Annotated in this window: 19 protein-coding genes and 3 rRNA genes; 10 read left to right on the forward strand and 12 right to left on the reverse strand. The window is 42.5% G+C overall.

The window, feature by feature from the left end:
• The first annotated feature begins 85 nt into the window (after positions 1 to 85).
• From uvrD to AC2IOM_RS04130, 3 genes are read left to right on the forward strand one after another with little or no spacing between them, the layout of a single operon-like run.
• Complete coding sequence (uvrD, locus tag AC2IOM_RS04120) at positions 86 to 2,257, forward strand: DNA helicase II (protein ID WP_486359197.1); 2,172 nt, start codon at positions 86 to 88, stop codon at positions 2,255 to 2,257.
• 3 nt (positions 2,258 to 2,260) lie between these two features.
• Positions 2,261 to 4,309, forward strand: coding sequence for a tRNA(Met) cytidine acetyltransferase TmcA domain-containing protein (locus AC2IOM_RS04125; RefSeq protein WP_486359198.1), 2,049 nt, complete (start codon positions 2,261 to 2,263; stop codon positions 4,307 to 4,309).
• Positions 4,278 to 5,390, forward strand: coding sequence for an ABC transporter substrate-binding protein (locus AC2IOM_RS04130; RefSeq protein WP_486359199.1), 1,113 nt, complete (start codon positions 4,278 to 4,280; stop codon positions 5,388 to 5,390). The genes AC2IOM_RS04125 and AC2IOM_RS04130 overlap by 32 nt, the downstream gene beginning before the upstream one ends.
• Here the strand turns inward: AC2IOM_RS04130 and AC2IOM_RS04135 are convergent.
• Positions 5,383 to 6,543 carry a hypothetical protein gene (locus AC2IOM_RS04135; RefSeq protein ID WP_486359200.1) on the reverse strand — a complete coding sequence of 387 codons (1,161 nt, stop codon included), beginning with the start codon at positions 6,541 to 6,543 and terminating at the stop codon, positions 5,383 to 5,385. The two genes, AC2IOM_RS04130 and AC2IOM_RS04135, sit on opposite strands and share 8 nt — an antisense overlap.
• Before the next feature lie 116 nt (positions 6,544 to 6,659).
• Here AC2IOM_RS04135 and AC2IOM_RS04140 point away from each other — a divergent pair, with 116 nt between their 5' ends.
• On the forward strand, positions 6,660 to 7,478 hold the full coding sequence (locus tag AC2IOM_RS04140; protein WP_100912367.1) for a CZB domain-containing protein: 819 nt from the start codon (positions 6,660 to 6,662) through the stop codon (positions 7,476 to 7,478).
• A gap of 108 nt (positions 7,479 to 7,586) precedes the next feature.
• Here AC2IOM_RS04140 and rrf read toward each other — a convergent pair.
• The 3 genes from rrf to AC2IOM_RS04155 form a co-directional block, all read right to left on the reverse strand.
• Positions 7,587 to 7,701, reverse strand: a 5S ribosomal RNA gene (rrf, locus tag AC2IOM_RS04145).
• A gap of 143 nt (positions 7,702 to 7,844) precedes the next feature.
• Positions 7,845 to 10,725: ribosomal RNA gene (locus AC2IOM_RS04150) — 23S ribosomal RNA — on the reverse strand.
• Positions 10,726 to 11,000: 275 nt separating this feature from the next.
• Positions 11,001 to 12,533, reverse strand: a 16S ribosomal RNA gene (locus tag AC2IOM_RS04155).
• The 16S, 23S and 5S rRNA genes sit together here, the layout of an rRNA operon.
• Before the next feature lie 579 nt (positions 12,534 to 13,112).
• Here AC2IOM_RS04155 and AC2IOM_RS04160 point away from each other — a divergent pair.
• Entirely contained in the window at positions 13,113 to 13,646 is a 534-nt protein-coding gene (locus AC2IOM_RS04160) for a gamma carbonic anhydrase family protein (protein ID WP_486359201.1), read from the forward strand.
• On the opposite strand, the gene AC2IOM_RS04165 is transcribed toward AC2IOM_RS04160, so the two are convergent.
• The gene (locus tag AC2IOM_RS04165) at positions 13,641 to 13,883 is read right to left on the reverse strand and encodes a DUF1488 family protein (RefSeq protein WP_010561282.1); all 243 of its coding nucleotides are present in this window, start codon (positions 13,881 to 13,883) and stop codon (positions 13,641 to 13,643) included. The genes AC2IOM_RS04160 and AC2IOM_RS04165 overlap by 6 nt on opposite strands.
• The gene (aroE, locus tag AC2IOM_RS04170) at positions 13,883 to 14,704 is read right to left on the reverse strand and encodes a shikimate dehydrogenase (protein WP_486359202.1); all 822 of its coding nucleotides are present in this window, start codon (positions 14,702 to 14,704) and stop codon (positions 13,883 to 13,885) included. Before aroE ends, AC2IOM_RS04165 begins: the two co-directional genes overlap by 1 nt.
• Positions 14,705 to 14,751: 47 nt before the next feature.
• Between aroE and AC2IOM_RS04175 the strand changes: the two genes are divergently transcribed.
• Together AC2IOM_RS04175 and AC2IOM_RS04180 are read left to right on the forward strand one after the other, a co-directional pair.
• Complete coding sequence (locus tag AC2IOM_RS04175; RefSeq protein ID WP_394227686.1) at positions 14,752 to 15,183, forward strand: group II truncated hemoglobin; 432 nt, start codon at positions 14,752 to 14,754, stop codon at positions 15,181 to 15,183.
• An 85-nt stretch (positions 15,184 to 15,268) separates the two neighbouring features.
• Entirely contained in the window at positions 15,269 to 16,876 is a 1,608-nt protein-coding gene (locus AC2IOM_RS04180; protein WP_486359203.1) for a methyl-accepting chemotaxis protein, read from the forward strand.
• 71 nt (positions 16,877 to 16,947) lie between these two features.
• Here the strand turns inward: AC2IOM_RS04180 and hemF are convergent, their stop codons facing one another.
• The 6 genes from hemF to AC2IOM_RS04210 form a co-directional block, all read right to left on the reverse strand.
• On the reverse strand, positions 16,948 to 17,862 hold the full coding sequence (hemF, locus tag AC2IOM_RS04185) for an oxygen-dependent coproporphyrinogen oxidase (protein ID WP_010561286.1): 915 nt from the start codon (positions 17,860 to 17,862) through the stop codon (positions 16,948 to 16,950).
• 2 nt (positions 17,863 to 17,864) lie between these two features.
• Positions 17,865 to 18,428 carry an L-threonylcarbamoyladenylate synthase type 1 TsaC gene (gene tsaC, locus AC2IOM_RS04190; RefSeq protein WP_486359204.1) on the reverse strand — a complete coding sequence of 188 codons (564 nt, stop codon included), beginning with the start codon at positions 18,426 to 18,428 and terminating at the stop codon, positions 17,865 to 17,867.
• A gap of 13 nt (positions 18,429 to 18,441) precedes the next feature.
• Entirely contained in the window at positions 18,442 to 18,999 is a 558-nt protein-coding gene (locus AC2IOM_RS04195; protein ID WP_486359205.1) for a DNA topoisomerase family protein, read from the reverse strand.
• Positions 19,000 to 19,077: 78 nt separating this feature from the next.
• Complete coding sequence (locus AC2IOM_RS04200) at positions 19,078 to 19,551, reverse strand: DUF494 family protein (protein ID WP_010561289.1); 474 nt, start codon at positions 19,549 to 19,551, stop codon at positions 19,078 to 19,080.
• Positions 19,552 to 19,553: 2 nt separating this feature from the next.
• Positions 19,554 to 20,645, reverse strand: coding sequence for a DNA-processing protein DprA (gene dprA / locus AC2IOM_RS04205; protein WP_486359206.1), 1,092 nt, complete (start codon positions 20,643 to 20,645; stop codon positions 19,554 to 19,556).
• Between the two features lie 31 nt (positions 20,646 to 20,676).
• A complete protein-coding gene (locus AC2IOM_RS04210; RefSeq protein ID WP_100912360.1) occupies positions 20,677 to 21,783 on the reverse strand; it encodes a LysM peptidoglycan-binding domain-containing protein in 1,107 nt (368 codons plus the stop codon).
• A gap of 124 nt (positions 21,784 to 21,907) precedes the next feature.
• On the opposite strand from AC2IOM_RS04210, the gene def reads away from it, so the two are divergent.
• From def to rsmB, 3 genes are read left to right on the forward strand one after another with little or no spacing between them, the layout of a single operon-like run.
• Positions 21,908 to 22,420: a peptide deformylase gene (def, locus tag AC2IOM_RS04215; protein ID WP_100912359.1), complete on the forward strand. Its 513-nt coding sequence runs from the start codon at positions 21,908 to 21,910 to the stop codon at positions 22,418 to 22,420.
• Positions 22,421 to 22,438: 18 nt separating this feature from the next.
• Positions 22,439 to 23,392 carry a methionyl-tRNA formyltransferase gene (fmt, locus tag AC2IOM_RS04220; protein WP_486359207.1) on the forward strand — a complete coding sequence of 318 codons (954 nt, stop codon included), beginning with the start codon at positions 22,439 to 22,441 and terminating at the stop codon, positions 23,390 to 23,392.
• Positions 23,376 to 24,668 carry a 16S rRNA (cytosine(967)-C(5))-methyltransferase RsmB gene (rsmB, locus tag AC2IOM_RS04225; protein ID WP_486359208.1) on the forward strand — a complete coding sequence of 431 codons (1,293 nt, stop codon included), beginning with the start codon at positions 23,376 to 23,378 and terminating at the stop codon, positions 24,666 to 24,668. The genes fmt and rsmB overlap by 17 nt, the downstream gene beginning before the upstream one ends.

Below are 24,668 nucleotides of genomic sequence, written 5' to 3' on the forward strand. Positions count from 1 at the left end.
CCCCTGTTTATAAAAACAGTATTCTATTTGGTATTAAATCAACTCCTGTTATACTTTTGCCAATTTTGGTAAAGAGTTAACTTCGATGGACGTTTCTGAATTATTAGATGGTTTAAATGACAATCAACGCGAAGCCGTTGCCGCCCCGCTGCAAAATATGATGGTGCTGGCAGGCGCAGGCTCAGGTAAAACCCGCGTACTTGTCCATCGAATTGCTTGGTTAATGCAAGTTGAACATGCATCGCCATACAGTATTTTTGCGGTAACCTTTACCAACAAAGCAGCCAAAGAAATGCGTAGCCGTGTTGAAGCAACGCTTAAAGCGTCTGTTGGCGGCATGTGGATTGGTACTTTCCACGGTTTATCCCATCGTATTCTGCGCGCCCACCATAAAGAAGCAAACTTGCCAGAATCATTTCAAATTCTCGATACTGACGACCAAGTGAGAATGATCCGTCGCTTAATGAAAGCAATGAACATTGACGAGAAGAAATGGCCGGCCAAACAAGCCGCTTGGTATATTGGCGCTAAAAAAGACGAAGGTTTACGCCCTAAACATATTCAAGCGTTTGATCCTAACGAGCAAATGATGCTGCGTATTTACACCGCTTACCAAGAAGCATGTGACCGTGCTGGTTTAGTTGATTTTGCCGAAATTTTACTGCGTTGTTTCGAACTATTACGCGATCAACCCACTTTACTTCGTCACTACCAACAGCGTTTTCCGCATATGCTGGTAGACGAATTCCAAGATACCAACACTATTCAATATCAATGGTTAAAGTTGATTGCTGGTAAAAGTAACAAGATCATGATTGTGGGTGATGATGACCAAAGTATTTATGGTTGGCGTGGCGCACGTATCGAGAATATTAAACAGTTTATTAGTGACTTTGATGCGCAAACCATTCGCTTAGAACAGAATTACCGCTCAACAGGTAATATTCTAAAAGCGGCAAACCATTTAATTGCCAATAATTCCGAGCGTATGGGTAAAGAGCTGTGGACTGATGGCAATCAAGGTGAACAAATTGGTGTTTACGCTGCTTACAACGAGCTAGATGAAGCACGCTTTATTGTTAGTAAAATTAAGGCTTGGTTTGAACAAGGGAATGCACTACAAGACTGCGCCATTTTATACCGCAACAACGCTCAGTCGCGTGTACTGGAATCAGAATTAAATATTCAGTCACCACGAATTCCTTACCGTATTTATGGCGGTATGCGCTTCTTCGAACGTCAAGAAATCAAAGATGCATTATGCTACTTACGCATTGTAAATAACCGCAATGATGACGCGGCATTTGAGCGAATTATTAATACCCCAACGCGCGGCATTGGCGATCGTACATTAAGCTTAATTCGTGATTGCGCACGTAGCGAATCACTGCCACTTTGGTACGCAGCAAAAACCTTACTTGCAGAAAAACATTTAGCGGGGCGTGCTGCCAATGCGGTTAATTCGTTTATTGAGCTGATCGATCAGATTGAAGATAACATTCTCGATAAATCATTAGATAAACAAACCAAATATGCTATTCAAACATCAGGCCTAATGGCGATGTATATGGCAGAAAAAGGCGAAAAAGGCCAAGCGCGCGTAGAAAACTTAGAAGAATTAATTAACGCTACTAGTCAATACGAACTGCCAGATGAAGAAGAGTTTAGCTCACCGCTTGATGGCTTTTTAGCGTACACCGCGCTTGAATCAGGTGAGGGACAAGCAGACGAACATGAGGATGCAGTGCAAATGATGACACTGCACTCGGCCAAAGGCTTAGAGTTCCCGTTGGTATTTATGGCAGGTGTTGAAGAAGGCATGTTCCCATCGCAACAAAGCCAAGAAGAAACCGGCCGTTTAGAAGAAGAGCGTCGCCTGTGTTATGTAGGCATGACACGCGCGATGCAAAAGCTTTATATTTGTCACGCGGAAAGCCGCCGTTTATACGGACAAGAAAAGTTTCATAGCCCGTCGCGTTTTATTCGCGAATTACCTGAAGATTGCCTAGATGAGATTCGTATTAAAACCCAAGTCACCAAACCTAAAACCACAGGCCGTTTTAGCAACACCATCAGCTTAGAAACGTTTAACGATACAGGCTTTAAACTCGGCCAGCGTGTAATGCATGGCAAGTTTGGTGAAGGTACAGTGCTAAACTATGAAGGCACAGGCCCACAGGCGCGTATTCAAGTTAACTTTGATGATCATGGTACCAAGTGGCTAGTGACCATGTATGCGAAATTACAAGCGATGTAAATTATGCTGACTAACACCTGGCTTAACCAATTACACCAGTCGCTACTAACGAGTAAGCATCGTCAGTTATTGGTTTTGTCAGGGTGTGAGCATTGGTGTTGGCAACAAGTTGATAGCTTAAAAACGGTTTACCCCGATTTATTAACCCTGAGTAATCACCCCTCAGTAAATTTTTGGCCTGAGCATAATCACCAGTTATTAGGGCAAGAATACAGCACAGTAGTGTTTGACGTAAATTCTGGGCTAATGCCAGGCAAGCTAGCAACCGTAGCTGGTATGGTAAAAGCAGGCGGCCTACTGGTGCTGCTAATGCCAAACTTTGAAAATTACGCCAAGCAACCTGATCCCGCGTTTGCTCGTTTTCAAAGTGCAAATAAACCACATCAGCCTATTTCACTTTTTCAAACTCGGTTAATTTCGCAACTAAAGAACAACAAGCATACTTTGATTGTTTCAGAGCACCATGCACTGCCAACCATCCCAATGTACACTGCAACCGAGAGTACTCAATATCAAGAGCAGCAAAATCTCGTTGCTGACTTAAGCAAATTTATCACTAAACGCCGCGCCACGTTTTTACTAACCGCCGATAGAGGCAGAGGGAAATCTGCAACGCTTGGCATGCTTGCCGCAAATTATGTTTCGCAAGGTAAGCGCGTGGCAATTTGTGCCCATCATAAGCAGACTGTTGCCACTGTATATAAACACTTCGAGCAACTAACTAATGATGACATAAAGCTTGATTTTATTGCACCTGATGCATTGCTAAACCAAGCAACAAACTACGATTTGGTTTTAATTGATGAAGCAGCAACCTTGCCTGTAAGCTTATTAAAAAAAGCGCTCGATTTACCGATTAAATTTGGTTTTGCGACAACACTTCATGGTTACGAAGGCACAGGTAGAGGGTTTAATTTACGCTTTATTCCTCATCTAAAAGCTACGCGCACAAACTGTTTTATTACAGAGCTATCTACTCCAATTCGTTACGCTGAAAATGACCCGCTCGAAAATACCATTAACCAGTTATTAGTACTCGATGCTGACTTTAAGCAGCTAAATATAAATCGCCAGGACGACATTGCGTTTTACGCAATTTCACAACAACAACTCATAAACGATAACGCATTACTTAAACAGATATTCGCTATTTTAGTGATGGCGCATTATCAAACTAGCGTAAATGACTTACGACATATGCTCGATGGCAATAACTTGAAGGTGTTTGTTGCTGAACAAAATGGCATTTTGTTAGCAGCTGCATTGGTTGCGCTAGAAGGTGAAATAACCGATCCGTTAGCATCACAAATTATTGCTGGGGAACGCCGTCCTCAAGGCAATATGTTGGCGCAATCTACCGCTTGTTTACTCGGCGAACAACACTTGCTTGCAGCTCGTTATGCCCGCATTGTGCGTATTGCTGTTAATCCTTATTGCCAAGGTGACAATATTGGCACACAACTGTTAAATACAATTGAGAAAACGCTATCGCCTGATATTGACTTTATAGGGGCAAGTTTTGGCGCAGAAGCCAAACTTTGCAACTTTTGGTTTAAGCAGAATTATCACATTATTAAACTCGGTGCCAAGCAAGATAAAGCGAGTGGTGAACATTCTTGCTTAGTCATTAAGGCTTCAAATGTTTATGTAGACCAACAGGCATTGCTCAAATCCCATTTCAAGCAGCAATTTTTGTTTGAGTTAGCGCGTTCGTTTTCGCACCTGCCAAGCGAGTTAGTATTAGGCGTTAGCGCAAACTTGATTTCATCAAACCAGCAATACACTAGCAGCAATAACTTAGTAAAAAGATTTAGTGAAGGACAAATCAGCTTTGACCAAGCACGCTTTGCCTTAGCTCAACAAGTTTATGTAAACCCTTGTTTACTAAATAAACTAGAAAGTATTTCTAGAAAGTTAATAATTAAGCTAGTATTACAGAATATGCCTGAGACTAAGGTCACCGAAGCTCTTGCATTAACGGGGAAAAAACAACTTAATTCAGCGCTAAAGCAAGCCGCTAATGAATGGTGTAATCACTATCCTAATCTCTAAACTAATCTTTGTAATTTGCTGTATTCCGCTAGTTGTCTTTGCAACGCAGCAACCACCCATCAAACTTGGTATGTCGGCAGCGTTAAGCGGTCCATCGGCAGAGTTAGGCGTGCAATTGAAACTCGGAGCTGACGCTTATTTTAAGCAAGTAAATGCTAACGGTGGAGTAAATGGTCGAAAAATAGAATTACTCGCACTTGATGACCAGTATGAACCTCACCTCACGGTAAATAACACTCGATACCTAATAAATAACGCTAAAGTTGATGTTCTCTTCTCATATGTTGGCACCCCGACATCTAGTGCCATTCAACCCATTATCGATTCTCACCAAATTCCGTTTATTACCCCGTTCACTGGCGCTGACTTATTACGCCATAAAGATCATATTTTTAATTTACGTGCCAGCTATAACGACGAAGCAAAGGTGCAAATTGATTATTTAGTAAAACAAAAAGGGCTGACAAAAATTGCATTTTTAATTCAAGCTGACGAGTTTGGTCTTTCACTGCAAAATGCACTTACCAAAGCAATGTTGCCATATTCCTTAAAGCCAAAAGCCATTGCCAGATTCAAGCGAAATAGCCAAGATATTGAGCGAGCGTTAGAAAAGTTAAAACAAAGCGGCGCGCAAGCGATTTGCTTAGTTGGAACTTACAAACCCTTAGCCCACTTTATAAACTTAGCCGACCAGCAAAACTTTAAACCTTATTTTACAAGTGTTTCATTTGTCTCGAGTAACGAGCTTTTTGCACGCATAAAACAACCAAGCAAAGTACTGGTAACGGAAGTGATGCCAAAAGTAGATGGTTGTAAGCAAAATTGGTGTAAGCGATTTCTTCAATCGATGAAGCAGGCAAATATAACAAAACCGACGCGTGTGCACCTAGAGGGATATGCAAACGCATTTGTATTTTACAACGCGGCAAAAGCCTGTATGCCGCTATCAAACGAATGCTTATTACAAAAGCTACAAGTCATAAAAATGCAGTTAGATAAAAGCAAAAAAAACTATGTTGAATTATCCGAGCGGGTAAAAGACAACACAGTTTTTTTAAACCATTTCACGTTTACTAAATAACAGGTATCGCCTGCTTAAGCATGGCTTCAATTTGATTCACAATCGCTTTATTGGTTGCATCGTCAAATGTTTTAATACGCGGTGTATGTATATGTCCAGTTGGTACTTTCGTACCTAATTGATTTTGCAAACGAATACTGCGATACGAGATCTCATTCGAAAGGTAACCACCGCCGCCACCAGAAACCGCCGTTAATCCATTTAACTCAGAAAGCGATTTAGGTTGTAACTCGCCTTTTTCTAACGTCACTACTTTTAAGTTATCGTTTACTTGATATTGCCCTTTTGCCTTTTGCATCGCAGCAACGGGCAAGCTAAATTCAACAAACTCGTCTCCCGAAAGAGTTTCGCCTGCTAACTTTGAAATAATTGGCGCTTCTTTTGTGCCACCTGATAGTACATTTAAATTATCTGGCGCAGTTACACTACGACGCTTTCCAGGAAAACGCTCAAGATCGAAATGCTCTCTACCCATTGAAACAGTAGAAACCAAATCTACTTGTCCACCTAAGTAAATGGGCGCTAACAGTGATTCTATTTCACCTTGATCAAAATCTTCATAACGCACCGGTACAATAACCGCATTAATTTCGGCTTGCTTACCATTAAGCTCAATAACCTTTCCGTCTAACGCTAATGCCGCAAGTCCTGAAGGATTGCTTTGCGTAATATTTCCATCCAATAAGAACGGATCAAAACCGGTAATAAAAATTTGCGTATCTGCGCTTTCACGGTAATCAATATCAGAGTACCCACGAGATACTGTTTCAAACACTTCTAGCAGACTAGCTAGCTCGGCTTTTGAAAAATTAAGCGGGTTGTTCTTTAGTTGTGATTTAACCGCGAGGCGCTGCCAGTAAAGCGGTCTATCATCATATCGCTGGTTAGATTGCACCTGTGCTTTAACTTCAGACCATAACTTTGTGCCTACTTTCAAGAGTAACTGTTTAGCTTCTGCGTAATTACTTACGGCTTGCCATTGTTTCGCAAATTGTGACATTGCTTTGTGGTTAACCAAGCTTGCATCGACGGTGTTGAGTTTAGTTAATCGCAACTCTTCGACACTTTGCGAGATTACATTTTGGTTTGCGTATGTATTTGCACTTAAAAACAGTGCTAAGCTGGTAATCAGTAGCTGGCGTTTATTTTTCATTGCTAAACTATCTTTTAATATAATATTCGGTGAGTTAGCTACTTATCATACGTGCATTTTTGATAAGCTCAACTATGCTCTATTTAATAAATGAGAATGTTAGGAAAGAATCTTATATGGACTTTATTAATTTTAAAGTTGGCTCTAAGACGATCGCTTTAAAAATACTCGATATTTTATTAACAGAACGATATGAAAATAACCTAACCGAATTACCCAACGATAATAAAAGCTTTATTGGCGTAAAGGATTATTTAGGCACTCCAACACCCATCTTTGATCTTGGTATTGTTCTTAACAAAGAGTCGACTCAAGTTGCCAATCAAGCGCTTTCAGATTTACTTATTGCTAGAGAAAAAGATCATCTAGACTGGCTTGATGCGTTAGAAAATAGCCTCACCAATGGCGCACCATTTGAAAAAGCCAAAGATCCAGACAAATGCGCATTTGGCACTTGGTATAATAACTTTAAAACTGACAACGAAGAGTTACGCGTAATACTCGACAAGTTCGATAAACCGCATCGAGAACTGCATGCTATGGCAGAAGAATTATTAAGTGTAAACGCTAACGACACATCAGGAAGAGCTCTAACACTCTTCCATGAAAAGAAACGCAAGATATTTACCGTGCTCGTCAGGTTATTCCAAACAGCAAGAGAGCAGATCACTCTCGATTACAAACCCATTATCATCTTTACCACCAAAGATGGTAAAACCCCTCATATAGGCTTGTTGGTAGATAAGGTGGAAGACTCTTTAACGGTTAATAAGGACGATATTAAACCACTCGAACAATTAACTTCGATTGGTTTTGATATCGACCCACAAACCCGTCATATGATGAAAGGGCTGATTAATATGAATAATAAGCACAGCATTATTATCGACCCAACAGTGATTTTTTCACCACAAGAAGAAGCCGAGATAGCTTAGGATTCAGGGTTCAGCAATATTCTGAACTCTGCTTGCTTAACTCTAAAATCGTTTAGCGCTAAAACGCAAAAAGCCCGCTCATTGAGCGGGCTTTTTACTTAATTAGGAGCTTGGCGATGTTCTACTTTCACATGGGCGAACCCACACTATCATCGACGCTGTTTCGTTTCACTTCTGAGTTCGGCATGGGGTCAGGTGGTTCCAAAACGCTATAGTCACCAAGCAAATCTGGTTGACTTAAGAGCTTGTCTTAAATCTAAATCTGGAAAACTGTCTTTTTATCTCAATTCGTAAAGTTATCTACTTTAGTACTTTGCTCTTTTCGAGCTATTCAACTTCTGCGGGTCTAAACCACTTTGGCGTTGTATGGTTAAGCCTCACGGGTAATTAGTACAGGTTAGCTTAATGGCTCGCACCACTTCCACATCCTGCCTATCAACGTTGTAGTCTTCAACGGCCCTTCAGTTAACTCAAGTTAAAGTGAGAACTCATCTCGAGGCTCGCTTCCCGCTTAGATGCTTTCAGCGGTTATCGATTCCGAACGTAGCTACCGGGCAATGCAATTGGCATCACAACCCGAACACCAGCGGTTCGTCCACTCCGGTCCTCTCGTACTAGGAGCAGCCCCTCTCAATTCTCAAACGCCCACGGCAGATAGGGACCGAACTGTCTCACGACGTTCTAAACCCAGCTCGCGTACCACTTTAAATGGCGAACAGCCATACCCTTGGGACCGACTTCAGCCCCAGGATGTGATGAGCCGACATCGAGGTGCCAAACACCGCCGTCGATATGAACTCTTGGGCGGTATCAGCCTGTTATCCCCGGAGTACCTTTTATCCGTTGAGCGATGGCCCTTCCATTCAGAACCACCGGATCACTATGACCTACTTTCGTACCTGCTCGACGTGTCTGTCTCGCAGTTAAGCTTGCTTCTACCATTACACTAACCGTACGATGTCCGACCGTACTTAGCAAACCTTCGTGCTCCTCCGTTACTCTTTGGGAGGAGACCGCCCCAGTCAAACTACCCACCAGGCACTGTCCACAACCCCGATTCAGGGGCCTATGTTAGAACATCAACACTACAAGGGTGGTATTTCAAGGACGGCTCCACACAATCTAGCGACTGTGCTTCAAAGCCTCCCACCTATCCTACACATGTAGGGTCAATGTTCAGTGCCAAGCTGTAGTAAAGGTTCACGGGGTCTTTCCGTCTAGCCGCGGGTACACAGCATCTTCACTGCGATTTCAATTTCACTGAGTCTCGGGTGGAGACAGCGTGGCCATGGTTACACCATTCGTGCAGGTCGGAACTTACCCGACAAGGAATTTCGCTACCTTAGGACCGTTATAGTTACGGCCGCCGTTTACCGGGGCTTCGATCAAGAGCTTCGCCGAAGCTAACCCCATCAATTAACCTTCCGGCACCGGGCAGGTGTCACACCCTATACGTCTTCTTTCGAATTTGCAGAGTGCTGTGTTTTTAATAAACAGTCCCAGCCACCTAGTCACTGCGACTCCCGTCCGCTTAGAGAGCAAGTCTCATCACAGATAGGAGCGTACCTTCTCCCGAAGTTACGGTACAATTTTGCCTAGTTCCTTCACCCGAGTTCTCTCAAGCGCCTTAGTATTCTCTACCTGACCACCTGTGTCGGTTTGGGGTACGATTCGAAATAATCTGAAGCTTAGAGGCTTTTCCTGGAAGTATGGCATCAACAACTTCCACACCGTAGTGTGTCGTCTCGTATCTCAGCCTTAGAAACCCGGATTTGCCTAAGTTTCCAGCCTACATACTTTCACATGGACAACCAACGCCATGCTTGTTTAGCCTGCTCCGTCCCCCCATCGCAATTATTCCAAGTACGGGAATATTAACCCGTTTCCCATCGACTACGCCTTTCGGCCTCGCCTTAGGGGTCGACTCACCCTACCCTGATTAGCATGGGATAGGAACCCTTGGTCTTCCGGCGAGCGGGTTTTTCACCCGCTTTATCGTTACTCATGTCAGCATTCGCACTTCTGATACCTCCAGCATACCTCCCGGTACACCTTCAACAGCTTACAGAACGCTCCCCTACCCCGCGAATAAATTCGCAGCCGCAGCTTCGGTGGTATGTTTAGCCCCGTTACATCTTCCGCGCAGACCGACTCGACCAGTGAGCTATTACGCTTTCTTTAAAGGATGGCTGCTTCTAAGCCAACCTCCTGGCTGTCTGGGCCTTTCCACATCGTTTCCCACTTAACATACACTTTGGGACCTTAGCTGGCGGTCTGGGTTGTTTCCCTCTCCACGACGGACGTTAGCACCCGCCGTGTGTCTCCCGGATATTACTTATTGGTATTCGGAGTTTGCAAAGGGTTGGTAAGTCGGGATGACCCCCTAGCCTTAACAGTGCTCTACCCCCAATAGTATTCGTCCGAGGCTCTACCTAAATAGATTTCGGGGAGAACCAGCTATCTCCCGGTTTGATTAGCCTTTCACTCCTAGCCACAGGTCATCCGCTAGCTTTTCAACGATAGTCGGTTCGGTCCTCCAGTCAGTGTTACCTGACCTTCAACCTGCCCATGGCTAGATCACCGGGTTTCGGGTCTATACCCAGCAACTAAACGCGCAGTTAACGCTCGCTTTCACTACGGCTCCCCTAAATGGTTAACCTCGCTACTGAATATAAGTCGCTGACCCATTATACAAAAGGTACGCAGTCACAGAACGAATCTGCTCCTACTGCTTGTACGTATACGGTTTCAGGTTCTATTTCACTCCCCTCACAGGGGTTCTTTTCGCCTTTCCCTCACGGTACTGGTTCACTATCGGTCAGTTGGGAGTATTTAGCCTTGGAGGATGGTCCCCCCATATTCAGTCAAAGTTTCACGTGCTCCGACCTACTCGATTTCACTGTAAATAAGTTTTCGTGTACGGGACTATCACCCTGTATCGTCAAACTTTCCAGAATGTTCCACTAACTACATTACAGCTTAAGGGCTAATCCGATTTCGCTCGCCGCTACTTTCGGAATCTCGGTTGATTTCTTTTCCTCGGGGTACTTAGATGTTTCAGTTCTCCCGGTTCGCCTCACTTACCTATGTATTCAGTAAGTGATACCACTAAGTGGTGGGTTTCCCCATTCGGAAATCCTAGTCTCAAGCGCTTTTTACTAGCTTGACTAGGCTTATCGCAAGTTAATACGTCCTTCATCGCCTCCAACTGCCAAGGCATCCACCGTATACGCTTAGTCACTTAACCATACAACCCAAAATGGTTTGTATTGCTAAAGACAGTTTTTAACTCCGCCAGAAGTTAAATATTGAATACTAAAGTAGATACCAACAACAACTTAATGTTGCGGCATATTTTCTTTACTTTATTTTGAGAACTCTAAATTAAATATTGTATTTCCTAAGAAATACTTAATTTAAAGTTTGTCAGCTTTCCAAATTTTTAAAGAGCAAATTAACTAAGCTATTGCTTAGCTAACAATCATCTGTGTGGACACTTCGAACAAAAAGTTCTAAATCGTATAAGGAGGTGATCCAGCCCCAGGTTCCCCTAGGGCTACCTTGTTACGACTTCACCCCAGTCATGAATCACTCCGTGGTAAGCGCCCTCCCTAAGGTTAAGCTACCTACTTCTGGAGCAACCCACTCCCATGGTGTGACGGGCGGTGTGTACAAGGCCCGGGAACGTATTCACCGCGACATTCTGATTCGCGATTACTAGCGATTCCGACTTCATGGAGTCGAGTTGCAGACTCCAATCCGGACTACGACACACTTTAAGTGATTCGCTTACTCTCGCGAGTTCGCAGCACTCTGTATGCGCCATTGTAGCACGTGTGTAGCCCTACACGTAAGGGCCATGATGACTTGACGTCGTCCCCACCTTCCTCCGGTTTATCACCGGCAGTCTCCTTAGAGTTCCCGACCGAATCGCTGGCAACTAAGGATAGGGGTTGCGCTCGTTGCGGGACTTAACCCAACATCTCACAACACGAGCTGACGACAGCCATGCAGCACCTGTCTCAGAGTTCCCGAAGGCACCAAACTATCTCTAGTAAGTTCTCTGGATGTCAAGTGTAGGTAAGGTTCTTCGCGTTGCATCGAATTAAACCACATGCTCCACCGCTTGTGCGGGCCCCCGTCAATTCATTTGAGTTTTAACCTTGCGGCCGTACTCCCCAGGCGGTCTACTTAATGCGTTAGCTTTGGAAGACAGTTCCGAAAAACCGAACTCCTAGTAGACATCGTTTACGGCGTGGACTACCGGGGTATCTAATCCCGTTTGCTCCCCACGCTTTCGTACATGAGCGTCAGTGTTGACCCAGGTGGCTGCCTTCGCCATCGGTATTCCTTCAGATCTCTACGCATTTCACCGCTACACCTGAAATTCTACCACCCTCTATCACACTCTAGTTTGCCAGTTCGAAATGCAGTTCCCAGGTTGAGCCCGGGGCTTTCACATCTCGCTTAACAAACCGCCTGCGTACGCTTTACGCCCAGTAATTCCGATTAACGCTCGCACCCTCCGTATTACCGCGGCTGCTGGCACGGAGTTAGCCGGTGCTTCTTCTGTTGCTAACGTCACAGCTAGCAGGTATTAACTACTAACCTTTCCTCACAACTGAAAGTGCTTTACAACCCGAAGGCCTTCTTCACACACGCGGCATGGCTGCATCAGGCTTGCGCCCATTGTGCAATATTCCCCACTGCTGCCTCCCGTAGGAGTCTGGACCGTGTCTCAGTTCCAGTGTGGCTGATCATCCTCTCAAACCAGCTAGGGATCGTCGCCTTGGTGAGCCATTACCTCACCAACTAGCTAATCCCACTTGGGCCAATCTAAAGGCGAGAGCCGAAGCCCCCTTTGGTCCGTAGACATTATGCGGTATTAGCCATCGTTTCCAATGGTTGTCCCCCACCTAAAGGCATGTTCCCAAGCATTACTCACCCGTCCGCCGCTCGTCATCTTCTAGCAAGCTAGAAATGTTACCGCTCGACTTGCATGTGTTAGGCCTGCCGCCAGCGTTCAATCTGAGCCATGATCAAACTCTTCAATTAAAAGTGTTTTTGGACTTACGTCCGACTCAATGAATTCTGATTTTGATATCTTACGATATCGAATTGACTGTGCTGAATAAATTTCTTTATTCCGTTGGTCACTCAGTTCAATTAAGTCTAAATTTTGTTACGCTAAAAGCGTATGTTAGAACTTAATCTGTACGAGTGCCCACACAGATGATTGCTTAAATTTTTAAAGAACAGTGCAAACAACCTTGTGCTTGCCGCGACGCTTCGTCGCTGTTAGGGCTGCGTATGTTACGCTTTCCTAATTTTTTGTCAACACTTAATTTTGATTATTTTCTTTTTATTTTGAAAACGTTCAAAACTCAGTTTTACTTGACTCAACCAACGCGTGATTCGCTGCTATGCTGCGTCGTTCCCCGTGTTGGTGGAGGCGCATTATAGAGAGATTTGATTTTAGCGCAACCCCTTTTTTAAAGAAAATTTGTATTTTTTTACTGTTTGCCTGAAATATCAGCTATAAGCGTTAAAAACATACATTTTCTGGCCAGAAATTAACAATCAGTACACTTTTATCTATAATTTACGCTCTATAACTATTTTACTGGAGCCGTTATGACAATTAGAAGCTATAAAGGTGTAGAGCCAAAAATCAATTTAAATACCTATATAGACGAGTCGGCTGTATTAGTTGGCCAAATTGAAGTTGGTGCCGATTCAAGTATCTGGCCATTAGTTGCTGCACGCGGTGATGTTAACTATATAAAGATTGGCGAGCGTACAAATGTACAAGATGGTTCAGTGCTTCATGTAACGCGTAAAAGTAATTCAGTGCCAAATGGCTACCCATTAATTATTGGTGACGATGTCACAATTGGTCACAAAGCCATGTTGCATGGTTGTGTACTGGGAAACCGTATTTTAGTTGGTATGGGAGCCATTATTATGGACAATGCAATTATTGAAGATGATGTGATTATTGGTGGCGGCTCATTGGTTCCACCTAATAAAACGTTAGAGTCAGGTTATTTATATGTAGGTAGCCCAGTTAAGCAAGCCCGAAAGCTAACTGAAGCAGAATTAACTTTCCTTAAAGTATCTGCTGATAACTACGTTATATTAAAGAATGAATACCTAGAAGAGCTATAATAGCTCTTCTACTTCTATCTCACCTAGATCATTGTATAGTTCGTCTTCAATTGCGCTTTCAGCAATATCTTCGTAGTCGAACTTTTTACTTTCAAAGTCTTTTATTGCGCTTTCTTTAGATTGCTTAGTTAAATAAAAGCAGGTAATCAACTGTCCACTTACCTGTGCAAAAAAGTTTATACGTTTTGCATCTTCTATGTATTCAACGCGGTCGACAAATAAAATAGACTGGTTCATTACAAAATTCCTGATTTTAGCTTTTCAATCACATTATCGGTTAACGGCTTAACACCTCGCCACACAAAAAATGCCTCAGCGGCTTGCCCCACCAGCATACCCGAACCATCTAGCGTTGTTGCGTTTGGGTTTATGCTGTTAACCCAATCATTAAATGAAGTGCTTTGTTGGCTATAAAACATATCGTATGCCAGTTCACACTTTGCAACAAAACGCTTAGAAATTGGCGGCACATCACCTGTTATACTTGCTGAAGTAGAGTTGATTACAATATCGTAGTCAATGTCAGGTTCGTGCTCGAAGCCATAGGCTTCGATATCACCATATTTTGCAAATTCGTCTCTTAAGGTTTGTGCTTTCGCTTTTGTTCTATTGATTACTGTTAGCTGAGCTGGATGTTGCTGTAATAGAGGTAGCAAGGCACCTCGTGCTGCGCCGCCTGCACCAATTACCAATACTCGCTTTGATTGCAGCGTAAAGTTATTACGTAAGATGTCGTTTACTAAGCCAATACCATCTGTGTTATCACCTAGTAACGAACCATCTGAGCTAACCTTTATTGTATTAACTGCGCCCGCACATTTAGCTCGTTCCGAAAGCTCATCTACTAACGCAAATGCTTGCTCTTTGAATGGCACAGTCACATTTGCTCCCTTGCCACCACGTGCGACAAACAGCTCTACTGATTCCTTAAAGCCGTCAATCGGTGCTAAGATTGCGCTGTATTCGATTTGCTGATTTAGTTGGCTCGCAAACTCACTGTGAATTTTCGGTGATTTTGAATGCTCTATCGGGTTTCCGAATACCGCGTATTTATCCATTAGTTTTCTCGCATTGAGTTAGAGTTATGAAACAAATTTTAAGACGTATGTTTGGCACGACACAAAAACAAGATGAATCTCATCAATCTCCCTCTCCTGAAAAAACACCTTATGAGTTAATAGGACAAGAACAGGGTGCCCGCGCGCTAGCTAATCGATTTTACGACATTATGGCTGAAGAGGAATACGCAAAACCATTATATGATATGCATCCTCAACCTTTAGATAGAATTAGACAAGTATTTTTCGAGTTTTTATCAGGTTGGCTTGGTGGACCTGATTTATTCGTAGAGAAATACGGGCACCCTATGTTGCGAAAGCGTCATATGCCCTTCCCTATTGATCAAGACTTAAGAGATCAATGGATGTTTTGTATGAACAAAGCACTTGATATTGAAGTTGATAACCCCGTATTGCGCGAAGGACTTAAACAATCACTAGCGCAACTTGCGACACATATGATTAATCAGGGACGTTAACACTCACCATTAGATTGCGTTAAATCAATGCAGCTTCGTTGATAATTGCGCATACTCAGTTTACTTAGTGCTTGAGAAAACTGTTATGCGTCACCACTCTATTCAACACAAAATTTTTGCATTACTTACGGTTACGGGTATTTTGGTACTTGTTGCTAGCTTGCTTACTGGGCAAAAGCAACAAAGCGAACTTGCTCATCAAACCATTGAGCAAAATATAAAAATACTTGCCGACAACTATTTTGACTCGATAAACACCATGATGCTTACTGGCACTATGGCAAACCGAGAAATTTTGCGTCAAAAAATACTCAGTGAAGAACAAATAAAAGATATTCATATTATTCGCGGAGATAAAATAAATAAACTTTTTGGCCCCGGCGAAGCAAATCAAGCACCACAAAACCAACAAGAAAACGAAGCTTTAAACGGCACCGAACAAATCCACTTTAGCAAAAGCGAAGACGGCAGCAATTTAATTACATACTTAAAACCAGTTGTTGCCAGTGAAAATTATCGCGGCACTAATTGTTTAGGTTGCCATCAAGCCACTGAAGGCGAAATACTCGGTGCGGTGAAGATCAGTTATTCGCTTGATAAGGTAGATGCGGCAGTCACTCGTAATTCATGGATTAGCTTTGCCATTCTGACAACGATATTCGTTATTACCTTTGCTACACTTGGCTGGTTATTTAGAAAATTCTTAATTGAACGTCTTCGTGTAATTGGCAAATCAATGCGCTTAGCATCGCAAAATAACGATTTAACCATTCATGTGGAAGATAAAACCAATGATGAACTTGGACGTTTAGCAAATAACTTTAATTTAATGATGGCTGCATTTAAGGGAAATATTAGTCAGTTATCAGAGTCGTCCAAGGTGCTTATTCACAGCGCTGAAAAAATTTATGCATCAGCTGAAACAACAGAGCAGGCTATTAATCAGCAAAAACAAGGCACAGACTCAGTTGCCGCAGCAATTAACGAGTTAGAATCTTCGTCTTCTGAAGTACGCAATACCACACATTTTGCATCGGAGCGTTCAGATACCAGTAATCATCTAGCTGAAAGCAGTTTAGAAATAGCTGAAAGCACAGAAGAAAGCATTAACGGCCTTGCGTTAGAAGTGCGTACTGCAGCAAAACAAGTCAGTGAGCTACAAAACCGGACATTAGAAGTTGGAAAAGTACTGGAAGTGATCAGTAACATTGCAGAACAAACTAACCTACTCGCGCTTAACGCAGCTATTGAAGCTGCACGGGCAGGTGAAGCTGGCAGAGGATTTGCCGTTGTTGCTGATGAAGTACGCACACTCGCAAATCGTACCCATGACTCAACCGATGAAATAAAACGCACCATTGAAAATTTACAATCTGAAGCGTTGGACACTGTAAATACCATGAATCGCTCTAGTGAAGATGCGGATCAACGAGCCGAGCAAGTAAAAAAAGTAGCGTTGGCGCTGAAAGATATTTCAGAGCATATGAAAGAAATTAACCAACTGAATACGCAAATTGCCGATGCAACAGAACAGCAGAACTTAGCGGCAGAAGAAATTAATCAGAGTGTGATTGCAATAAGTGATAACGCGGAGACCTCGCTTGTAGATGCCCATGAAAGCAAACAAGTAAGTGAAAGCTTATTATCGCTGGCAAGAGAGCTTGATCAGCAAGTACGTAAATTTAAATTATAAGCACAAAAAAAGCCGCAGAATTGCGGCTTTTTATTAACCTCTTCTTTTTATGAAAAGTTATGAGGTTATTATTAAATTTGCAACCAATCCTTTGGCGACAAGTAATTCTCGTAGAGGTTGGCTTCTAAACTATTTGGCTCAGGTTTAAAGTCATATTCCCAGCGCGCAAGCGGTGGCATCGACATTAAAATAGACTCAGTACGACCGCCTGTTTGCAAACCAAATAGCGTGCCTCTATCCCATACCAAATTAAATTCCACATAACGACCACGACGATAGAGCTGGAATTCACGTTGCTGCTCGGTGTGTGGGAAGTCTTTGCGTTTTTCTACAATTGGTAAGTAAGCATCTAAGTAACCATTACCTACGGCACGCATAAATGCGAAACAGCGGTCAAAGCCCCACTCATTTAAATCATCAAAGAACAAACCGCCTACGCCACGGGTTTCACCGCGGTGCTTTAAGTAAAAGTATTCGTCACACCATTTTTTGTAGTCATCATAAACGGTTTCACCGAATGGCAAACATAATTTACAGGCTTCTTGGTGCCAGTGTTTTACGTCTTCAAGCACAGGGTAAAAAGGTGTTAAGTCAAAACCACCACCAAACCACCAAATCGGGTCTTCACCTTCTTTTTCAGCAATAAAGAAACGAACATTGGCATGTGATGTGGGTACATGAGGGTTTTTTGGGTGAATAACTAACGATACACCGCATGCATGGAAACTTCGACCAGCAAGTTCTGGGCGATGTGCAGTAGCAGAAGCTGGCATTGATTCACCATACACATGAGAGAAATTCACTCCGCCTTGCTCTATTACGGCACCATCTTTGATCACTCGTGTGCGGCCGCCACCACCTTCTTCGCGTTGCCAAGCGTCTTCGACAAATTTAGCGCTACCATCAGCTTGCTCTAAAGCATCACAAATTTTGTCTTGTAAGGCCAATAAAAACTCTTTTACTACTTCTAAGTTAACGTGCGACATAATTACTCTCTAAACAACTTACCTGTAAATGCATCTTTAATCTGGCTTGGTTTGGTGTTGCCACCAAGTGCACCTTCAACATAAGCTGATACCTTATTGCCAAATGCACTTTTAGCTTCTTCTAATGTTAAAACAGGATCTTGTCCCGTTAGATTTGCGCTTGTTGATACTAATGGTTTACCAAACTCTTGGCATAACTGTTTTACTACTGGATGAGCAGTAACCCGAACTGCGATTGTATCAAACTGCCCAGTTAGCCATTTTGGTGTACTTTTTTTAGCTGGCATTACCCAAGTTACTGCTGCTGGCCACGACGAAAATATATCAGCGCGTTTATCCATGGGTATTTTATCATCATCGACATACTCTAACAGTTGGCCATAATTATCAGCGATGAGGATTAACCCTTTTTCTACTGGGCGTTGTTTTATATCTAATAGCTTCATTACAGCAGTTTCGCTGTCAGGATCACAACCCAAACCGTAAACGGCTTCTGTAGGGTAAACAATTACACCGTCACTATTAAGTACAGAGACAATTGGGTTTTCTAATAACTCGTTACTCACAACTCACTCCAATTCATAACGAGACTTTGTGGTTACAATGCTTTTGTGGGCACTGTAACATTAAGCCTTTTGCTGTTTTTTTCTCAACCATCACTTGCCAACCACATTCAGGGCACGATTGTGCAACTGGTTTATTATTTAAAATATATTTGCATTTGGGGTACCCCACACAGGAGTAAAATGTTTTACCCGATTTATTGCTGCGCTCAACTAGCTCAGACTTATTACAGCTAGGACAAGTAGGTAATGACTCTTTAGATTCTTCTTGTGCGACATAATGGCACTCAGGAAAGTTAGTGCAGCCAATAAACATGCCAAAGCGGCCATTTTTTACTGCTAAAGGCGATTCACAAAGAGGACATTCGCTGTCATCAAGCACTTTAAGAAGTGTTTCATGGTGTTCGACTAATGGGCGAGTATAATCACAATTAGGATAGTTATTGCATCCGACAAACGCACCTTTTTTACTGTGCTTCACACTCGTTTCAGAGCCACACTTCGGACACACTTCATACTCTTTTTCTAAAGCATGTTCGTGAACAGAAAATAAAGAATGATCAATTTTGCTCATAATTGTCAAAACGCAGGCGTAAATTTCGCAGAATTATACCATGCAAGCCTTGGCAAGATGCAAATTTAAACATTCTCGCTAGTGAATGGTACCGTTTTGCTCTTCAAACAATAGGTCTTCCATTTGCGCATAGGCAATTTCTTTGCCTGGCACGTTAAACAACACCATTAGCACAACCCACTTTAAATCATCTAACTCGATAATTTCTTTATCAAGCGCAAAAATACGATCGATCACCATCTCACGCGTGGTTGTGTCGATAACCGAAATTTGCTCCAAAAACATTAAAAAGCCGCGACAAGTCAGATCCAGTTTGTCGCATTCTTGCTGCGTATAAATACGTACTGACTTGCCAGGAACGCGATTTAAGTAAGGGCATTCATCGCTGTGTTGTAGATCTGCTAATTGCTCAAGCCAATCGAGCGCTTTATAAATTTCTCGATGATTAAACCCGGCTCGTAATAATTCATCTGTTAATTCACTTTGTTCAACGAAAATTTCTGTTTCACTGTGAATATAGTTCTCAAACAAGTACATGAGGATATCAAACATTTTCAACTCCTCCCTATTCGGGTGTAACCATCTAGTACACGAACAACTTGACCAGATAGCTCTAGATCTAATAATCGGGATAGCAATTCATCCATTTGAATCCCTGAAAGTTGTTGTAATTTGTCTACTGACGTCACTTCAAAAGTTAGGTGCTCTAAAACAGAATCTGAAATCACATTTTTTTCAGTCTCATCTACTTTATATAGACAACTTTTTGGTAAAACGCTTAATTCTGAAAAAATATCATCGCAATTCTCTATTAATTTAGCGCCTTGTTTTATTAACGCATGGCACCCTTTTGCTAATTCGTTATACACAGAACCTGGTACCGCAAAGACTTCCCGATTTTGCTCTAGCGCATACTTGGCGGTAATCAGTGAACCGCTCTTTTGCTCTGCTTCAACTACAATGACTCCCATGGAAAGCCCTGAAATAATGCGATTTCTACGTGGAAAGTTTGCCGCTTGTGCGAGAGTTCCTGGTTTATACTCTGAAATTAACAGACCATGCTCTGAAATGTTCCCATACAATTTACTCGCACGTTTGGGGTAGCATAGGTCAACGCCAGTACCGAGTACTGCAATAGTTTTACCATTTGCTTGCAATGCGCCTCGGTGCGTACAACTATCAATACCTCGGGCCATTCCAGAAACAACACAGAATTCATTAATCGCAAGACTATGCGCTATATCAAAACTGACTTGCCTGCCGGTTTCAGTTGCATTTCTAGAACCAACAATTGCCAACTTAGGTGAGTCAAGTAATTGGATATCACCTTTGCAAAAAAGCACCAGGGGTGGAGTGGGAATTTCTTTTAGTAATGCGGGATAATCAGAATGAGATAAATGGATAATTTGAATGTTTAACGCTTCGCATTGTTGAATAATTGAATCAACTTGCTGCCATTCAAAAGTTTTAATGGCGTTGGCTACTGCAGATTTGAGTCCTAATTCGCATAGTTCGTTACACGAGCGAGAGAAAAGCGCTTCGAAGCTTGTATGCGTTAGTAACTGTTTAGCAGTTTGAAAGCCTATTCCTTTAATCAAATAAAAAGCGAGCCAATATTCAAGCTCGCTTCGTATAGTTCTTTGCATCTTCCCTCCTTAGAAGACGCGCCAAATATTTTTAGTTATCTACATGGATTGTGTCGCCAACACGAACAGGTTCTAATGTTTTAGTAACGATCGCATAACTTACTTGATCGTAAACTTTAAACACCATTAGCTCGCCTACTTTCTCTTTTGGCATCTCCCATTCGCGACTATCTTCTCCGTCACCAAAAATACTCATTGCTCGTTCATATCGTGAAGCAGAATCTTTATATTTAGGTCCATCTTTGCCTACTACAACTGTAGGTGATGCTCTGCGAATGTCCAATATATGGCCAGGTTTAAGCGAATTAACTTCACCGCGGTTAATTACAACCACATCCATCGTACTAAATTCACGTAGCTTAGAAGTAGTATCAATAATCGTTCCCGAGATTGCAGAATCGGGACGTTGCATCATAAAGAAGGCTGGTAAGGTTTGACCTTCTAACGCTGGCATTAAGAAGTCACCTTGGCGAACTTCTCGTTTTACATTTTTTACACGAACAGATGCAGGTACGGCACTTGCTTCATCACCGGTTCTAAACGCACGGCCTGTACCAACTAAAATAGCTTCGTGACCTAGCACTTCGTCTGTATCTGGATCAATATAAGGGTCACCTTGACGATAGATGCCATAGTACTGTGAACGCTCTAAATTGCCTTTCACGTAAATAATATGGTCTGTCTTCATATTTTTTACGCTGTGGTTTGCACCTAAAACAACTGGCCTTGCGTCGATATCTTCTTTATCTAACGCTTGCTCATAGGTTAGGAAAGGACGAATCACTTCCAAAGGTAAGGTTGGAATAGCATCACCTTTTTTCATAGTTTTACGAACACCCGGAGACAATCGCTTAAACTTTTGATTAATCACAAGCATTGGACGACCCTGTGAATCATAAACCAATGACAGTTTATCACCTGGGTAGATAAGGTGAGGGTTATCAATTTGTGGATTAAGGCGCCATAGCTCAGGCCATAACCATGGCTGATCAAGATAAATGGCTGAGATATCCCAAAGGGTATCGCCTTTTTCTACAACATATTCTTTCGGGGCGTCCTTTCTGATCTGAAGCACATCAGCAAGAGTTGGAAACGCCATAGTTAATGCGACTATCGCAGCTGTCAGCTTTTTGACCATAACTAGCTTCCTTGAGCTGTTTTTTATTATTATTTACTTAAACCTGTAAAAGGTGAAGACAAATGGCTAAAATAAAAACATATCATAATTTGATGATTTTCGCATAGTTAAAATTAAGGTAAATATGGCTATTTTAGAAGTTTTACGCTTTCCAGACGAGAGATTACGCACAGTCGCACAAGAAGTTGCGCAAATTAATGATGATACTAAGAAAATTGTATCAGACATGCTTGAAACCATGTATGACGAAAACGGCATTGGTTTAGCCGCAACCCAAGTCGACATCCACCAGCGCATTGTTGTTATTGATGTATCAGAAGAAGGTGATGAGCCTTTGGTGCTCATTAATCCAGAAATCATCAAAAAAGATGGCAGTAAAATTAGCGAAGAAGGCTGTTTGTCAGTACCAGGTTCTTATGCAAAAGTAGACCGCGCAGAAACGGTTACAATTAAAGCGTTTGATGAGAATGGCAACCAATATGAAAAAGATGCTGATGGCTTGCTTGCTGTATGTATTCAACATGAATTAGATCATCTAAAAGGCGTACTTTTCATCGATTACCTTTCACCTTTAAAGCGTCAACGTATTCGTAAAAAGCTAGAAAAAGAAGCAAAATTAGCAGCACGTGCTGGCTAACCTACCTGGAGTTAAAACTTGAGCAAGCCTTTAAAAATTGTATTTGCGGGTACCCCTGATTTTGCCGCGCAGCACCTCGATGCTTTAATAAAATCGAACCATAATGTGATCGCCGTTTACAGTCAGCCAGATCGCCCTGCTGGACGCGGAAAAAAGCTAAAAGCAAGTGAAGTAAAACAACTTGCTTTAACCCATGACATTCCAGTGTACCAGCCAGAGAATTTTAAGTCAGAAGACGCCAAGCAGCAGTTAGCTGATTTGAATGCGGATATTATGGTAGTGGTTGCGTATGGCCTACTACTACCAAAAGCAGTTTTGGAAACACCTAAACTAGGCTGTATCAATGTGCATGGTTCAATTTTACCTCGCTGGCGTGGTGCCGCACCGATTCAACGCGCTATCTGGGCTGGTGACGCCGAAACAGGTGTAACCATTATGCAAATGGATGAAGGTTTAGATACCGGTGATATGATTTCCATAGCCACCTGTCCAATTGAGGCGGCAGATACAAGTGCAAGCCTTTACAGCAAGCTTGCTGAACTTGGTCCCACGGCACTCATCGGCACGTTAGCCACAATTGCCGATGGCACTGCAACTCCTGAAAAGCAAAATGATGAGCTTGCCAACTATGCGAAAAAGCTAAGCAAAGAAGAAGCGAATATCGATTGGCACATGCCTGCCCAACAAATCGAACGTAATATACGCGCATTTAACCCTTGGCCAATTTGTTTTACGCAAATGCAAGGAAACACAGTAAAGATATATGCTGCTGAATTAGTTGAAAACACTGGTAACCCGGGTGAAATATTAGCAGCTGATAAAACAGGCATTACCGTTGCGACCACTGAAGGCGCGCTAAAGATCACGCAGCTTCAACCACAAGGTAAAAAGCCAATGTCGGCACAAGATTTTTTAAATGGTCGTGCTGATTGGGTAGCGGTTGGTTCAACTTTAGGTGACAACAATGAGTAGTGTTCGCGCTTATGCAGCTGAAACACTGCATCTTGTGGTTGATAAAGGCCATTCATTGTCGCAAGTATTGCCAAGGTACTCTGATAAACTACCGCCAAAAGAACGCCCGCTTTTACAGCAACTTTGCTATGGCGTATTACGCTACTTACCAAGCTTAGAAAACTACTGTTCTCACTTGCTTGAAAAACCATTGAAAGGCAAACAGCGTCCTTTCCAATTTTTGCTTTATGTGGGTATTTATCAACTTCAGCACATGCGTATTCCAGCACATGCGGCACTTGATGAAACAGTAAATGCGGTTAAAACAATGCGTGCACCAGGCCTTAAAGGCTTAGTAAACGCAGTGCTGCGTAACTTTCAGCGCCGCCAAAGCGAGCTGGAAAATTTAGCCGACCAAATTGATGCCTGTAAATACAACCACCCTGGTTGGTTCTTGAATAAGCTAAAAACTGCTTACCCAAATAACTGGCAAGATATTGTTGAAGCAAACCAAGTACAAGCACCAATGTGGCTGCGCGTTAATGGCAACTACCATTCGCCTAAAGCATATCGAGATTTACTGCAAGATGCAGATATTGAAGCACATTTAGTCGAACAGTTTGATGATGCGCTAGTACTTGAAAATGCCGTTGATGTATTTAAATTACCAGGCTTCGAATTAGGCCATAGCTCAGTACAAGATGGTGCAGCGCAACTTGCAGCTAGGTTACTCGAGCCAAAAGATGGCGAAAAAATTCTTGATGCTTGCGCAGCGCCTGGTGGTAAAACATGCCATATTTTGGAGCTAGCAGAGTGTGATGTTACTGCTCTTGACCATGACGCAACCCGTCTTGAACGCGTACAACAAAACCTAGAACGTATTGGCCTAAGTGCAAAGCTAATTAGTGCCGATGCCAGTCAACCCGACGACTGGTGGGATGGCGAGCAATTTGACCGTATTTTGTTAGATGTTCCCTGCTCTGCAACTGGTGTAATTCGTCGTCACCCTGATATTAAGTGGTTACGCCGAGCGTCTGATATTGAGCAACTTGCACAATTACAAAAGCAAATACTTGAGCAAATCTGGCCATTATTAAAATCTGGTGGCACATTGGTGTATGCAACATGTTCTGTTTTACCGGAAGAAAATACCGACCAGATAAAACAGTTTTTAGCACAGCATGCTGATGCTAAGCATATCGCACTCAATTTAGCAGATACCATCGAACAACCAGGCTGGCAATTACTGCCAGATGAGCATGATGGCTTCTTCTACGCGAAAATTGAAAAATTATAA

The organism is Pseudoalteromonas sp. NS-SX12 (assembly GCF_057367955.1).

Coding starts and splice junctions, on each gene's coding strand:
- uvrD (WP_486359197.1), top strand. CDS start 86: ATGGACGTTTCTGAATTATTAGATGGTTTAAATGACAATCAACGCGAA.
- AC2IOM_RS04125 (WP_486359198.1), top strand. CDS start 2,261: ATGCTGACTAACACCTGGCTTAACCAATTACACCAGTCGCTACTAACG.
- AC2IOM_RS04130 (WP_486359199.1), top strand. CDS start 4,278: ATGAATGGTGTAATCACTATCCTAATCTCTAAACTAATCTTTGTAATT.
- AC2IOM_RS04135 (WP_486359200.1), bottom strand. CDS start 6,543: ATGAAAAATAAACGCCAGCTACTGATTACCAGCTTAGCACTGTTTTTA.
- AC2IOM_RS04140 (WP_100912367.1), top strand. CDS start 6,660: ATGGACTTTATTAATTTTAAAGTTGGCTCTAAGACGATCGCTTTAAAA.
- AC2IOM_RS04160 (WP_486359201.1), top strand. CDS start 13,113: ATGACAATTAGAAGCTATAAAGGTGTAGAGCCAAAAATCAATTTAAAT.
- AC2IOM_RS04165 (WP_010561282.1), bottom strand. CDS start 13,883: ATGAACCAGTCTATTTTATTTGTCGACCGCGTTGAATACATAGAAGAT.
- aroE (WP_486359202.1), bottom strand. CDS start 14,704: ATGGATAAATACGCGGTATTCGGAAACCCGATAGAGCATTCAAAATCA.
- AC2IOM_RS04175 (WP_394227686.1), top strand. CDS start 14,752: ATGTTTGGCACGACACAAAAACAAGATGAATCTCATCAATCTCCCTCT.
- AC2IOM_RS04180 (WP_486359203.1), top strand. CDS start 15,269: ATGCGTCACCACTCTATTCAACACAAAATTTTTGCATTACTTACGGTT.
- hemF (WP_010561286.1), bottom strand. CDS start 17,862: ATGTCGCACGTTAACTTAGAAGTAGTAAAAGAGTTTTTATTGGCCTTA.
- AC2IOM_RS04195 (WP_486359205.1), bottom strand. CDS start 18,999: ATGAGCAAAATTGATCATTCTTTATTTTCTGTTCACGAACATGCTTTA.
- AC2IOM_RS04200 (WP_010561289.1), bottom strand. CDS start 19,551: ATGTTTGATATCCTCATGTACTTGTTTGAGAACTATATTCACAGTGAA.
- dprA (WP_486359206.1), bottom strand. CDS start 20,645: ATGCAAAGAACTATACGAAGCGAGCTTGAATATTGGCTCGCTTTTTAT.
- AC2IOM_RS04210 (WP_100912360.1), bottom strand. CDS start 21,783: ATGGTCAAAAAGCTGACAGCTGCGATAGTCGCATTAACTATGGCGTTT.
- def (WP_100912359.1), top strand. CDS start 21,908: ATGGCTATTTTAGAAGTTTTACGCTTTCCAGACGAGAGATTACGCACA.